Annotated in this window: 10 protein-coding genes and 2 pseudogenes; 8 read left to right on the plus strand and 4 right to left on the minus strand. The window is 56.1% G+C overall.

Annotated features, from left to right (window positions below):
• The first annotated feature begins 64 nt into the window (after nucleotides 1-64).
• Entirely contained in the window at nucleotides 65-565 is a 501-nt protein-coding gene (locus tag BLW71_RS14730) for a hypothetical protein (protein ID WP_091797036.1), read from the plus strand.
• 12 nt (nucleotides 566-577) lie between these two features.
• On the opposite strand, the gene BLW71_RS14735 is transcribed toward BLW71_RS14730, so the two are convergent.
• The 4 genes from BLW71_RS14735 to BLW71_RS14750 all read right to left on the minus strand — a co-directional run bounded on the left by BLW71_RS14735 (nucleotide 578) and on the right by BLW71_RS14750 (nucleotide 6,766).
• Nucleotides 578-3,190: a DEAD/DEAH box helicase gene (locus tag BLW71_RS14735; protein WP_091797039.1), complete on the minus strand. Its 2,613-nt coding sequence runs from the start codon at nucleotides 3,188-3,190 to the stop codon at nucleotides 578-580.
• Entirely contained in the window at nucleotides 3,181-4,887 is a 1,707-nt protein-coding gene (locus BLW71_RS14740) for a site-specific DNA-methyltransferase (protein ID WP_091797041.1), read from the minus strand. The genes BLW71_RS14735 and BLW71_RS14740 overlap by 10 nt, the downstream gene beginning before the upstream one ends.
• 292 nt (nucleotides 4,888-5,179) lie before the next feature.
• Nucleotides 5,180-5,761, minus strand: coding sequence for a hypothetical protein (locus BLW71_RS14745; RefSeq protein ID WP_091797044.1), 582 nt, complete (start codon nucleotides 5,759-5,761; stop codon nucleotides 5,180-5,182).
• A gap of 9 nt (nucleotides 5,762-5,770) precedes the next feature.
• Nucleotides 5,771-6,766, minus strand: coding sequence for a hypothetical protein (locus BLW71_RS14750; RefSeq protein ID WP_143048339.1), 996 nt, complete (start codon nucleotides 6,764-6,766; stop codon nucleotides 5,771-5,773).
• A gap of 811 nt (nucleotides 6,767-7,577) precedes the next feature.
• On the opposite strand from BLW71_RS14750, the pseudogene BLW71_RS14755 reads away from it, so the two are divergent.
• From BLW71_RS14755 to BLW71_RS14785, 7 genes and pseudogenes are all read left to right on the plus strand, one after another.
• Nucleotides 7,578-8,598, plus strand: a pseudogene (locus BLW71_RS14755) (IS110 family RNA-guided transposase).
• Between the two features lie 364 nt (nucleotides 8,599-8,962).
• A pseudogene (locus tag BLW71_RS14760) lies at nucleotides 8,963-9,499 on the plus strand (helix-turn-helix domain-containing protein); the annotation flags it as partial.
• Nucleotides 9,500-9,800: 301 nt separating this feature from the next.
• A complete protein-coding gene (locus tag BLW71_RS42265; RefSeq protein WP_286162000.1) occupies nucleotides 9,801-9,986 on the plus strand; it encodes a hypothetical protein in 186 nt (61 codons plus the stop codon).
• A gap of 115 nt (nucleotides 9,987-10,101) precedes the next feature.
• The gene (locus BLW71_RS14770; RefSeq protein ID WP_091797050.1) at nucleotides 10,102-11,067 is read left to right on the plus strand and encodes a DUF932 domain-containing protein; all 966 of its coding nucleotides are present in this window, start codon (nucleotides 10,102-10,104) and stop codon (nucleotides 11,065-11,067) included.
• Between the two features lie 73 nt (nucleotides 11,068-11,140).
• Entirely contained in the window at nucleotides 11,141-12,136 is a 996-nt protein-coding gene (locus BLW71_RS14775; RefSeq protein ID WP_091797052.1) for a YqaJ viral recombinase family nuclease, read from the plus strand.
• Nucleotides 12,137-12,189: 53 nt separating this feature from the next.
• Nucleotides 12,190-13,107, plus strand: a complete 918-nt coding sequence (locus BLW71_RS14780; protein WP_091797054.1) for a recombination directionality factor — start codon at nucleotides 12,190-12,192, stop codon at nucleotides 13,105-13,107.
• Complete coding sequence (locus BLW71_RS14785; protein ID WP_091797056.1) at nucleotides 13,104-14,012, plus strand: hypothetical protein; 909 nt, start codon at nucleotides 13,104-13,106, stop codon at nucleotides 14,010-14,012. Before BLW71_RS14780 ends, BLW71_RS14785 begins: the two co-directional genes overlap by 4 nt.
• The last annotated feature ends 93 nt before the right edge of the window (nucleotides 14,013-14,105 follow it).

The raw sequence follows: 14,105 nt of genomic DNA on the forward strand, positions 1-14,105 counted from the left end.
TTGGAGCGAGTCAAGGCTAGGGCAGTCCGGCAAAGCCAGCCTTCGACACCTGCATTGGCGGACAATGCTTCTGCTGCCGATGCCTCGCCAGGATTCTGATCGTCTTTCGTTAACGAATCATCTCGTTCTCTCCGCACTGAAAGCCCAGCAAGGTTCGGCGTTCGGCGTGCGCATCCTTTTAGAGATGGTCCTTATGACAGGTTTCGTCGACGAGGCGCGATCACAAGAGATTCTGCCGGAAGTCCTGGTTGAAGCAGAGGAGACAGTTATGAAAAAAGCCATCGATCTCGCCGACCTGTGTCTGAAAATCCTGTCGTGCGTCGCCATCGCTTGCGCGGGCATATGGGCGCTCTGTACCTTCCGGCTTGGCGGCTCGACCGACTGGCAAGACAAGACAACATCACGCTCGAAACACAGGTGCTGCCTTACCACGACGACCTGCGCCTGCTGGTGGCCCACGCGAAGTCAAAGAATCCTCGCAACGCGACCTTCGAACTCGACAGACCTCTTACCGATACCAAACACCCTGCCCAGTGTGGCCTTCCCCTCGGCACATGTTAGCTGACGGGTAGCGACGTTAGCGAATCGCTGCTTTGAGCACGCCCCAATCGCGGTTTTCTACCCATACAAACTTACATCGCCCCTGACTGCGTCGCGCCCACAGATCCCCGATACGCTTCTTTTCCTTACTGTCCGTACCGTCAGCAATATGGCTACCTTTGTACTCAACTGCCAATGTCACACCCGACTGTAGCCGGACGATAAAATCGGGATAGAACCGGTCGGAGGCAGTTTGTAGCCAGAAGGAGCTCGGCTTTTTCTCCACGTTGCGCACCCACCATTCAACACCGTCCAGCTCGTTGGCGATTTTTTCCGCGCACTCAAACTCTTCGCCACTTGGTTTCAGGTTGCCGATGACGGGGAAAAAGTGGCGCTTCAGAGGCAGCAGTCCCACATACGGAGTGTCATACGCGTAGCGTCCCGGCCTTAATTCGACGCAATGCTCGTCGCGAACGTCGAACGAACTCTCATCGCCAAATAGGCCCTCGAATACGCGTTGCTTGGCAAGCACCAAACCGGCAACCATCTTCCTTTCAAGTGCGCCACGAAGACGAAATTTGCGATATGCGAGCTCGTCGATACTAAAGGTACGAGTCGCCGTCAAATATGAAACCGCAGCGTTAAGCCACGCAGCTTTTTCCCCTTGGTCGGAGTACGGGAAATACAGATTGCGGTCCAACCAATGAACAAGGTCCGTCGGCGACCAACCTTGTTCGCGGCCGAACAGGGCGAGCTGACTATCGAGCCTATCGAACACGTCACATTCGATTTTTTCAAGTTGAGAAATCGACAAAGCCGCACGACGCATGGCCTCGACATCATGCGCAAACTCGCTTTCAGTCAGTTTGGGATCAAAGTCAGATATCTCCCAATCCGCATCAAGCAATGGCGTCTCGTTGAACACGTCGAAGAACCCGTGCTGGGTGATTCCGAGAAGAGGTACCGTCGCCGTTATGCCACGTTCAGCTGGTGTTTCGCCACGGGAAAAACGCGCCATCTGCGCGGCGATCTCGGCATCCAACTGCTGTCGTACAACTCTTGCCGCCTCGGGCTGGCGAAAGGTCTCAGAGATCTTTCTAATTTCTGCTTCGTCAGCCCCGCCTTTGATTGTAAGCGTTCCCGATTCAGGAGAAATTTCGAGTTTCTCCCGTACGTTTTTGGGCAATGCGGCGATGGCACCTTCATCGGGAAGGACGAGCGCGTTGCCAATTTCCGGCAGTGCGACGATGAGATCTTTATGGCCTGCGAATAAATCATCAATCTTTCCACTATCGCTAGGTCCTCGAATCAGATCCTTGGTTTCTAGACGCTCAAAACCACTCTGCACAAGCCCATCTCGCAGACCTTGCACCGTAGATGCCAATTCGCCTGAGACAACATACGCGTAGCTGCGGTTGAGTGCCTCTCGCTTTTTTCGGCTAACGTGCGGCATGCGCAAAATTCGACCGAGCACCTGCTCCACCGCCGTCGCGGAAGTTGTGTTGCGAAATGAAAACAGGATGTAGGCAAACGGACAATCCCACCCCTCACGAAGTTTGTCGACAGTGATGATGAACTGAGGGTAGTCCGCATCGCTCAGTTGTCGCCCTGACAGTTCATCAAGCGCACCCGTGGCGATGGCTATCGTCTCGGGTGCCACGTTAAAGTCGTCGACCAAGTGGCGCTTCACCCGTTCCGGGGTGAACGTCTCACTTCGCGCGTCCTTGCGTTCTGCTTGAATTAGCATAACTACCGGATGTATAACTTCACCAGTCAGCTTGACTTCCTCGCCCGCCTCTCTCTCAAGCGATCGCAGACGGCCGATGGCTTCGGACAACGAAACCCGCCATTCAGGATGCGTTGCCAATTCCAGCGGAAGCTTCAACATGTCTTCAGCTTGAAGGGTCGATGCGGAAACGCTACGCAAAACATTCGACGGCTGGCTCGCTCGATCAGGCGTCGCCGTCAGCTCCAAAACACATGAAGGATTGAGCCGAACGAGAGTGTCAACGGCCAATGGCGTGCCCTGGTTATGCGCCTCGTCGACGACGATGAACGGACGCCGCAACCGGATTACGTCAGCAAGAGAACGCTCACCCATTTGCGGGCCAGATAAGCCTTCAAAATGCGACAACAGTGCGCCATTTTGGCGGTACACGCGCAGACCATCGGCTGTGTCACGCTTGAAACTCTGCATGGTCGCCACGACAATCGTGTTCGCTGCATTCAGAGTGGGCGCTGTCATTGCCAGTGCCTCCTCTACGTCAAGGACATTCACTCTCCCGAATAGCGCGCACATGTCTTCATTAAGCAGCTCACCTTTCGTTTTAAGGGCGCGTAATGTCTGCTCCCGGATCGGCTCTGACGGCACAAGCCACAAGACGAGCGAATTTTCAGTTGCTAAAAATGCCTTATTCACCTTCGCAATCGCCTGACCGGCTATGCGCGTCTTCCCTCCCCCAGTCGGAACACGAAGACAAACATACGGTACAGCATCGGCACCTGGTAACGGGTGATACGGCAACGCATGCCCGAAGTGCGCAAGAGTGCTCTCTGCGAACGCCGCAGCAGGACTCTTTAGCTCGCGCGTGCGTGCCAAGAATGTCTCGAACGCTTCCAGCAGTTTAGTCTGATAGTCCTTCAAGCCCATGATTTAACCGCCAGTTCGTAGGGAAGCTGATTAAAGGTGAGGTTTAGCTGCGAGAGCTTCGATTTGTCAAACCGGCTGCGCGCGCCGTACACGACGCGTGCTCCCCCGAAATGGGGCAATATCTCGTCCATTATCGCGAGTGTTCTCGCATTCAACACATTACCGCCGGCATCAGACCGATCTTTGAGAATTCCGTTGTAGAACAGGAAGACCGCACGCCCGTCGAAGACGCCCAGCAAGGGGCTGCGAGCTTGCCCGGGCCGCTGCGACGTCATACCAACGCCTGTGCCTGTCTCAACGAACCACACGAATTCGGCCAATTCATCGAATGTCACATCAGACCGTATCGCGCCATCTGTGGCGAACAATGCGCGATCCGAGAGGTGGCAAAACTGGAAGCCGCCGCCCAGTCCAGGAACATCGACACCCTTACTCGTCCTGTAGCCCTCACAGATAGCCTTTAGGCGCGGGGCGGTGACAGTCTGCGCAATCTTCTCGCTAAGCTCAACCAAGATGAAACGTCGCTTACCACCGTCTTCGGCATTCTTTTTTAGGACCGCATGGCCAGTGGTTCCAGATCCCGCAAAGCTGTCCAGAAAAATACCCTCGGTCGTATCGATCATGGAAAACAGATACTTCAGCAGATCGACAGGCTTCGGAAATGGGAATTTGAATCCAAGCTCTTCGAGCTCCGCGGACTGTGATTGGGTGCTACCCACCCCACTGATGACGGAGATTACGTGACTCGCAGCCTGCCGTTCCTTAATTGATTCAATAGCACCGGTGTGGGTCAACACGAACCGCGTCTGTTGGCCTTTACTATCTTTTACCGCCTCGAATCCGTTCTGGATGAACTGAAGCAGAATATCCTTGGACGACCACCCGCTAGAGGCAACAACCGCGCGAACGAGTGCGCCATTTTCAATTAAAACGTCATGCTCATACCGCGGCCATTTATCCGTACGCGCTGAGATGTTCGCACACTCAATACTGGCCGGAAATCCAGCAGGCAATGTCACATCGCTAACCGGATTTTTGGGTCCGTTCTTTACGATAGTGTTCTGAATCTTATCCCGGTTCAGTTTGCTGTTGCCACCAACGGATGGATCGACAAGTTTTGGGAACGGAAAAAGTTCAGGGGACATCGCATACGCAAGGATGTACTCGTGACAGTTCTTGATCTTTGCCTGATTGTCGAAGTTTCCATCCGTGCGCCAAACGAACGTGGTGAGGCGGCGTTTGACACCGAAAATCTCATCCATCAAAGCGCGCAGGTGATGCAGCTCGTCGTCGCCAATGGAAACAAAAATCACCCCATCAGACGCGAGAAACTGCTTCAATAACAACAAGCGTGGATACATCATGCACAACCAGCGATCGTGTCGATCTAACGTTTCGCCCTCTTTACCCACCACTTCGCCCAGCCACCGGCGAATCTCCGGACTATTTACGTTATCGTTGTACATCCAGGCTTCGTTGCCTGTGTTGTAAGGCGGATCGATGTAGACGCACTTGACCTGGCCCGAGTAGCGCGGCAGTAGCGCTTTGAGCGCTTCAAGATTGTCGCCCCGTATAACTAGGTTTCCGGTGTCTTCTTGGCCAGCGGAAATCTCCGGTACCGGCTCTATCAACCGAAAGGGTATGTCTTTGTGATGCTGAGTGACAGCTTCCTTGCCGATCCACTGCAGTGCTGGCATGCGATATCCTGTAAACCTTATCTGCGCTAATTTTTAAATTGGTACGGGCGAAGTTGATCGTTCGCATGGTCATATGCGCTTGACATAACGCATAGTCAGCGCGTCGCAGATACTTCGCCGAGTACGCAGGTGGCCGGGGTGTCATCCGTTACGATGACCAGCAAACCTCGAACAACGTCTGACAGGGCGCTATGCCAGCCAATCGTGGAGGTAGCCCTTCCGGCCGCCTGCGCATGGTCTCATTTTAGCCTGAGCATCGAATGCGTGGAAAACACACGGCACGCACAAACTGTCACGAATCGGGCTGATGAATACGGTCACCTAGGTAATACAGGCCCCACAGCGTCGCAACGAGAAGTTGTGACAGCAAAATCGCGTAAACAAAGAACACGCCAAGAAACGCCACGAGATGAACGACTGGCCATTTCGTGGCCCAGGTTGACAACGTCGGAGCTACTGCAATGGCAACAATGGATAACATAGTCAACGCTACACATTCAACCGTGAGGAACGCAAACAGCAAGCAGAGAAAGCGACGCCTCGTCAAACTGATTAAGTTGCTGACACCACTGTTAGTCAGCGTCTCAAGTCGAGGCGGAGGATTCCCTGGCATGACAGAATCAATGTCGTTTCTTCCGAACGTAGCGATTGCTGCCAGGGCCGCGATATAGAACCCTGGAAGATTCTGAACAAAACCCAACACCGAGCTGACCAGTCCACCGGCCCCGAAGAAATTGATATGTCCGTGGGCCAGCAATGCACCTATGCTCCCTAGGGATGCCAAAAATAGCGGCACATACCAGTCTGCAATTTTTTTCTCGGGATGCTTTATCGCCAAATACGCGATCGGACGACACAGCTGATAAAGGATCATAGCTATCGCTTACCCTTTCAGAAGAACACACATGCGCTCGCTAATCTCGGTCGAAATGACCTCGAACGATGCGGGAAGTGGAGCGGGAAAATCTCGGATGGTCTCCTTCTTAACGTATCTCTCGTCGTCGGCGATTTGCGCCGATTCCGTCTCAAGTGTGACCGTCCGGCTAATCTCATCCTGCGTCTTAAATTTGACCCGCATCCGATCGAAGCTCTTCTTGCGCGCTTCAGCACATACCGATTTCACAGCATCAATTATTCTGCCCTTGATCTTTTGGTGACTCTCATGGAGAAACACTGAACGCTTCTCCTCCACGATATATCCATTGGCGTCCCACGGATTATCCTTGTGTTTGTCATCCAGTAACTCAATGCCTTCGAGCTTGCCAGACTCAAGATCTTTGAAGAAGCCGGTTGAAGGATGACCGCGCAACTCGAACCGATGGCGCGCCTTGACAATCCGCGGATTGCCATCGCGATCGACGGAACCGTCTGGGTGCGGACGGTGAAAAGCCTGTGGGAAGGCGAGGTCGCACAACCTCATCACGTGATTGAGATAAGCCGTTATTTTTGCGCTCGGCAGTCCCGGAGAGACCTCAAGTATCGCCCTGTAGGTTTGAGGAGCAACAGACACAAGCCTAATTGCCAAGTGTGCCGAATAATCGGCGCCTTCGTCCTTGCGCTTGATGATCTCCCGCCTTTGCCTTTTCACCGGGTCCGAGAGGACGAAATTTGGAGCAGCCTTGTCTGATCGGTTGATCAACAATACTAAGAACTCCAGATCGTCGTCAAGCCGAAGATCCGCGAGATAGCACATCTCGGTACTTTTACGATTCTTCATTGACAGCAGATCGTCTGCTGCCCGTAACGTCTTGACGATTTTGAAAAGGTCTGCAAGGGTGTGGGCCTTCAGGCCCATGAGCTTTCCGGCGCGCCCTAGGGACGCGTAAGTCTCCACCTTGATGTCAAAGAACATCACTATCCGTTCGTCGTCTTTCTGCATGAGTAACCCAAAATCCAAATAGCGGGCCGACCATAATACCGAGGAGACCCGATCTCGCATTGCTTGTCACTGGGTTCAACTCGGACCTGAGCTTCATTACGACGCTTGTTCGTTAATGTCGAGCGTCACCCGACTCTTCAGTAACAAGACAAGGATGTCCGGCACCGTTTTACGTTGAAGTGCTCTTGGGCCGAAGTGACGCTGCTTTTCAGTCGACGGAGGCTTCGATCTCGATACCAAACTGAGAGCCCAATACATGTCGATTGGCATTGCTTTTGACTAACCACGGCGTACTTGCCTCCTTTTCGCTGAGGGGGGATGCGTCTTACATGGACTGCGTCCGGGAACGTCCCGGAGACCTGTTTGCAGTGCATTGTCGAACGCATCACGAACCACGTTACCCTTCGAGTCTATCGTGTCAACCAGCGAATCACCGTTCGTGCAACTCGACGCGCTGTCTGGTCTGGGAAGCGCTGGACCGGTGTCTTGTACGTTGCCAACTGCGCTTGCGCTCTTCTATCGTTAGTTTGCCACGTCAGCTCCGGACAACTCCCAGTCATTGCTTACCGACCCCGACCATCTAGCTTCTAGGAGAAGAGTGACGAATCGTACGCTATGTCACGGCAGCTAGGATAGTCTGACATGCACCGGGACGTCGACTGTCCCGTCCCGATAGCATTGCACCACTAGTGGATCGATGTGGTCCGCAACTTGGTTAGCCTGTTGATTTACTGAGATGGACCCGACGCCCCCTCGGGGAAGCGCGATACTGCTGAGTGTTGTCTTAACCAGACCGCATCGGAGGTTCATCATGGAAATCGATATTCTCGGCATTGATCTCCGCCAAACATTTCTTCCAGCTTCACAGTGCCGGGCGTAGTGGGCAGGCGGTGCATCGCTCGAAGATAGGGCGTGGTACATTGATCGAGACAGTTCACAAGCTTCGCCCACGAATCGTTGTAATGGAGGCCTGCAGTTCGGCGCATCATTGGGCGCGACGCGTTAGTGCCTTGGGTATCGAAGTTCGCTTGATAAGTCCTCAGTATGTGACGCCGTTCGTCAAGACAAACAAGAACGATTGCAACGATGCTTAGGCGATTGTCGAAGCGGCGTCCCGACCGACAATGCGCTTTGTGAGCGTCAAATCGATCGAGCAGGAAGACATTCAGGCGATGCATCGAATGCGTGCCATTCTCGTGCGTCAGCGTACGGCCATCATCAATCAGGTCAGAGGACTTCTGGCAGAGCGCGGCCTGATAGTTGCGCGTTCGGTGCAGGCTTTCAAACGTGCCATCCCCGTCCTGTTGAGCAGTGAAGATTCCGAACAGACGCCTTTCGCTCAATCGCTGGTTACAGACATGTTGCAGCATCTGCAGGCGCTGGAAGCCAGGATTCACTGTCTCGAGACAGCGATAAAAGACTTCGTGAAGAACTCGGCGTTATGCCGCAAGATTACGGCGGTCGAGGGCGTAGGTCCGCTCACTGCAACCGCAATTGTGGGCGCCATCGGCGATGCCAAACAGTTCTCCAACGGATGCCATCTCGCAGCGTGGCTAGGTCTCGTACCACGTCAATACTCCTCGGGTGGCAAGGCTCGTCTCCAAGGCATAAGTAAGCGTGGAGATACCTATTTGCGAACACTTCTGATCCATGGTGCAAGAACCGTTCTGCAATACGCATCCGGCAAGACTGACAAGCGGAGCCGATGGTTACAGCAACTCATTGCCCGACGCGGCTACAACTGCGCGGCAGTAGCGCTAGCCAACAAAAACGCACGCATTCTCCAGGTCCTGTTGAGTACCAACGCCTTGTATAAACCAGCAGCAGTATGAACACCATCCACGTTTAACTTCTGGTATCACCCAACGTAGGTTTGCGTAGCTCTAGTACGTGATGACGAAATTGGTAGAACCAGCATCCTGAAACCTGCTTTCCGTGCCGGCTGCGTAGTCCAAGCCGTTGATTTGTTCAGGACAAGGGTGCGCGGATCTCATCAAGGCTGCGGGCGTGCTTCGGCAATTGCCCACCAGCAAGCCGGATACATGCATGCAGACCATTTCCCATCAATATAACGAGCTTGCAAAACGCGTCGGGGCCATACATGCACGGAATCCTGACCCACTCTACGCAGTAATTTGCATCGAATATTGACCCACGTAGAACACTGACCTGCTCGGCAACGGGCGGGGGAACGGAGTGATCGACGTGGCTATATTGAGCATCATCCGACGCTGGCATTTTCGCGATCATGTCTCGTTGCGCGAGATTGCCAAACGGCTGGGCGTGTCCAGAAACACGGTCAGGCGTTACATACGGGCCGGCACCGTACTGCCCGCCTATCCCGAACGCCACAGCCCCAGCAAGCTCGACGGGTTTGCTGCGAAGCTTGCTGGCTGGCTAAAGACCGAGGCGACCCGGCCCCGCAAACAGCGTAGAACCCTCAAGCAGATTCACGCGGACCTCTGCGTGCTGGGCTTTACTGGCTCCTATGATCGTGTCGCGGCGTTTGCCCGGCGCTGGCGACAGGAGCAGCACGAGCAGGCAAAGACGACCGGGCGCGGGACGTTCGTTCCCCTCCGCTTTGCCGCTGGCGAAGCGTTCCAGTTCGACTGGAGCGAGGACTGGGCCGTCATCAACGGCGAGCGTACCAAGCTGCAGGTCGCGCAACTCAAGCTCAGCCACAGCCGCGCCTTCTTCCTGAGGGCTTATCTGCTGCAGACCCACGAGATGCTGTCTCTCGCCGACAAGACACTGGCGTGCACCAGTCAATAACAATACCCCAATCGCAGAAAATCTCGCGCATATATCACCTTAGTGAGCATCCAACCCGGAATGCCTGGGCAACGTCGTTTGCCCTGAACTCAGATGAGGCTGATCTATGAACCACTCCGTTTCCTGTCCCCGCTGCAACTCGACCCGTGTTACCACACGGGATTACGCCCGAAAAGCCGGCGGGGCGGTTGGCGCTGCGGCCGGTGCCGCCGGTAGTGCTGCTGCCGCACTCGGCGGTGCAGAAGCCGGTGCAGTCCTCGGTATGGTCGCAGGCCCCGTCGGCTCGATCTTCGGCGGCTTGGCTGGCGCGCTCATGGGCGCACTATTCGGTGGCGCTGCCGGCTGTGCCGCAGGCAGCGCCGTTGGCGAGCAGATCGACAACCACATGCTCGACAACTACGACTGCATGGCGTGTGGACACACATTCGGCAAGCAGCACGCGTCCTAGCATTCGCTGGGCTTTGTCTTTACCGCTTTCATCTTTCGACATGCCATGCCTGCAGCCCAGAAGGGCTGCAGGCATTTGTGCTGTCTGTTTCTCAAACTTTCTATTAGGATATCAAATGCACCTTGTACAAAGCATGGCCTATGTCAACGAAACGCCTTGGCACGGCCTGGGCAATCAGCTTGCCGCCAATCAGCCTCTCGAAGTGTGGGCGCAGCAGGCCGGTATGAACTGGCGTATCGAGGAAACCGAAGTCCGCTTTGTCTCCGGCAACGCCGGTTCCAACCTGGGCTCAATCCACGCATTCCCCGAGCAAAAGGTGCTCTATCGTTCGGACAACAAGATGCCGCTCTCAGTTGTCTCGTCGCGCTATCAGGTCGTACAGCCCGAATCCATTTTGGAGTTCTACCGCGATCTCGTTGACGTGGGGGGCTACCAACTTGAGACCGCTGGGGTACTAAAAGACGGCAAGAAACTCTGGGCACTCGCCCGTACCGGCCAGTGCGTGTCGCTTAAAGGCAAGGACACCGTGAACGGCTATCTGTTGCTCTCGACGTCAGCGGACGGGTCGATGGCAACGACAGCTCAATTTACAAGCATTCGGGTCGTGTGTAACAACACCTTGCAAATCGCGCTCGGCGATTCGGCCGGGGCCGTGAAGGTGCCGCATCGTAGCCAGTTCGACGCACAGGCGGTCAAGCGCCAATTGGGTATCGCGATTTCCAGTTGGGACGGTTTCATCGCAAGGATGAAAGCCCTGTCCGAATGCAAGGTCAACGATACGGCTACGGAAGCATTCTTGCGTCGTGTGCTGACGTATCCGGTCGGCTCGGGTCAGCCGGTTCCGGCTACCAACGATTCCGCCATCAAGGCCGTACAGTCACTGTATGCCGGCAAGGGGATGGGAGCGACGCTTGCATCGGCATCCGGTACAGCCTTCGGACTTCTGAATGCAGTGACGGAGTATTGTGATCACCATCGACGCGCTCGCAGCGAAGATCATCGGCGCGATGCTGCATGGTTCGGTACGGGAGCCACCCTTAAGCAAAAAGCCTGGGACGAGGCCATGAGACTCGTCGCATGATCGCTTTTCATTACCGCATAGATGCCCGGTCGGGATCGCTCCCACCGGGCATTTTCATTTGTGGAGGCTGAACATGTCTTTGCCTGAACCTACAGGGCATCGCAGCAATCGTGCTGCGTTGCGGCTTGTGGATACGAAGAATATGCCGCGCGAGGATTGGCTAGAGGTGAGGAAATCCGGGATCGGTGGAAGTGATGCTGCTGCCGCCGTGGGCCTCAGTCCGTACCAGTCGCAACTTGAACTCTGGCTAACAAAGACGGGGCGTGATGCCAACCTGCCAAAGCCGGACTCAGACGATACCAGTGAGCCTGTCTACTGGGGCCAACTCCTTGAACCGATCGTCGCCGCGTGTTACACCAAACAGACGGGCAACAAGGTAAGGCGGGTCAACGCGGTACTTCAGCATTCGACCATTCCGTGGATGCTCGCCAACATCGACCGCGAGGTCGTCGGCATGCCAGATGTGCAGATCCTTGAGTGTAAAACGGCCGGAGAATTCGGTGCACGTCTATGGCGCGAAGGCGTACCCGAATACGTGGTCTGCCAGGTTCAGCACCAGCTCGCGGTCACTGGCAAACAGGCGGCGGATGTCGCGGTACTGCTCTGTGGACAGAAACTCGAAGTGCATCGCATCCAGCGTGACGACGCGCTGATTGCTCGCCTGATCGAACTCGAAGCTGCGTTCTGGCGCTACGTCGAGACAGATACACCGCCACCGGCGGACGGCTCGGAATCGGCGGATCGCGCGCTACGGTGTCTCTATCCAGGAACCGGAGGCACTGTCGATTTCTCGGATGACCGTCACCTGTCGTCGGTGTTCGCCGATCTGGTTGCGGTACGGGCCGACATCGAGCAACGCGAGACACAGGAAGCGGTACTCAAGCAGACGATCCAGCAGGCAATGTCCGAAGCCGACCGGGCACTCTTTGAGACCGGTTCGGTGTCGTACAAGCGCAGTCGCGATGGCGCAGGCGTCGACCTGAAACGACTGCTCGCCGATCATCCGGAATTCACCTCCCAGTACGCGCTCACGAAACCCGGTTCACGCCGGTTCCTCGTATCCGTCTGAATTGCTTCGCCGCAGCTTTCCCCTTTCTTTCCTTTATCTACCGGAGAACCAGAATGCTCAAGGGCCTCAGTATTACGCCTCCCGCTATCGGCCGTATATCGATTGGCAGAATTGTCGAGAAGAACGGCAAGCGACTCCCCGAGAAAGACGACCAGTTTACTTTAACAACTCAAGTGATCAATCGAGGCGATTGGGTCCTCCATCCACTCAACGAAACACTTCGCAAGGCGACCACCGGCAAACTGCGTTCGATACCGGTACGGATGCTGTTCAACGATCCGGACCTCAACCTGAGGGCCGAATACAGTCTCTTTGACCGCAGGACGGGCCGTCCCTTGTGCGTCGGAAATGGCGAGACATGCAAACGTGTGACTGACGGTGGCATCACCACAATGGACTGTCCGACGCCAGATGGCTGCGCGTTCGGCGAAGCCGGTGGCTGCAAGCCGTACGGGCGCCTGAACGTCACGATCGGCCAGGAAGACGAGCTCGGCTCGTTTATCTTTCGTACCACCTCGTACAACTCTATCCGCACGCTCTCGGCACGGCTGCAGTATTTCAACGCGGTATCCGGCGGCCTGCTCGCCTGTCTGCCGCTGGAACTGAAACTGCGCGGTAAGTCCACCACGCAAAGTTACGGCTCGGCAATCTACTACGTCGATTTGGGCGTACGGGCGGGGAGTTCTTTGCAGGAAGCCATCACACAGGCGCGGGAGCTCAATGCCAGCCGACGGGCGGCGGGCTTTGCCCAGGCAGCACTCGATGCGGCGGCACGCGCGGGTTTCGCCAATGGTGCGTTCGAAGACAGTATCGAAGAGAGCGCCGCAGTCGCCGAAGAGTTCTATCCAGCAGAGTCCGGTGACGATCGCAGTCACGATGACGGTCACAACAATTCCGATCAGCCATCCACCCACCGCCTCAAAGACCGGCTGGATAAACGTGCGGCGCTGCTCGGTGGGAAGGCTGCATGACCTGTCGTCCCGCGCTCGTCCTGGCTGCAGTGGCAACGAGTACCACCGTCTGCATGTCGGTGCTGGCTGGCTGGCAGCGCGGCGGATGGATGACCGAGCGGCTGGTGTGGGTTGCTATCGGGGTCGTACTGGTTGCTTGCGCGCACCTGCTCCCAGTTCTATGTCGCCCGGCTCCGGTACCAGTGCGCTGCGCGGGTACCGTGCTCTGGCTCGCCTGCATGGCGACGGCCTGCTATGGGCACGCGACCTTCTTCCTGCTAGCGCAGCAGCACGCGGGCGGATTGCGAGTCGCGTCGGTTGTTGCTCCGCCAATCTTGCCGCACCGCAGCCTGACGATCGTGATGGACGAGCGTGCAAACGTCGTCGGCCGACTGGCAACCCTTCGGTCGCGCAGGTGCGTTCGCGACTGCACGTTACTGGACGGTCGACGTGCGGCGCTGACTGCCCACCTCGACGCGCTGGACGCCGAGGCAGCAGAAGTGCGACGGGCGCAGGTCGAAGCCAATCGGGTTATTGGGCAACGTGACTTAGCCATGACCGACCCGGTAACGTCCAGACTGGCAACAGTCACAGACATCACGGCCCCGCACCTCGAACTGGTTGCAGGACTCGGATTTGCCCTCGTGCTCGAATGCCTCGCCTGCCTGCTCTGGTGGATTGCGCTGTGGCCTCATGGGCAGCGCGCAACGGTCACGAATGACCACGACGTGTCAGTTGAGGTCGTAGTCGATCGTCCTGAGTCACTGGCCACGGTCACGGAACCCGAAACCGAAGTCACGAAACTCGCGAGGGATATCGAAGCAGGTCTCGCACGCCCGACCGTCGCCGACATACGCCGGCATCTGCGGTGCTCGCAGGCGAAAGCCGCCGTCCTTCGTCGCCAGCTCGTTCAGTCCAAGCCGTAACCCGGACGCGTCCTGCGTCCAGCATTTCCTTTCACTTTTACGAGTTCGTATCCGGTTCATCCGGAGGCCCGTGCTCGTCCGTATTCTGGAGAA

Source organism: Burkholderia sp. WP9 (genome assembly GCF_900104795.1).
In the GTDB taxonomy this organism is placed as follows: Bacteria; Pseudomonadota; Gammaproteobacteria; order Burkholderiales; family Burkholderiaceae; genus Paraburkholderia.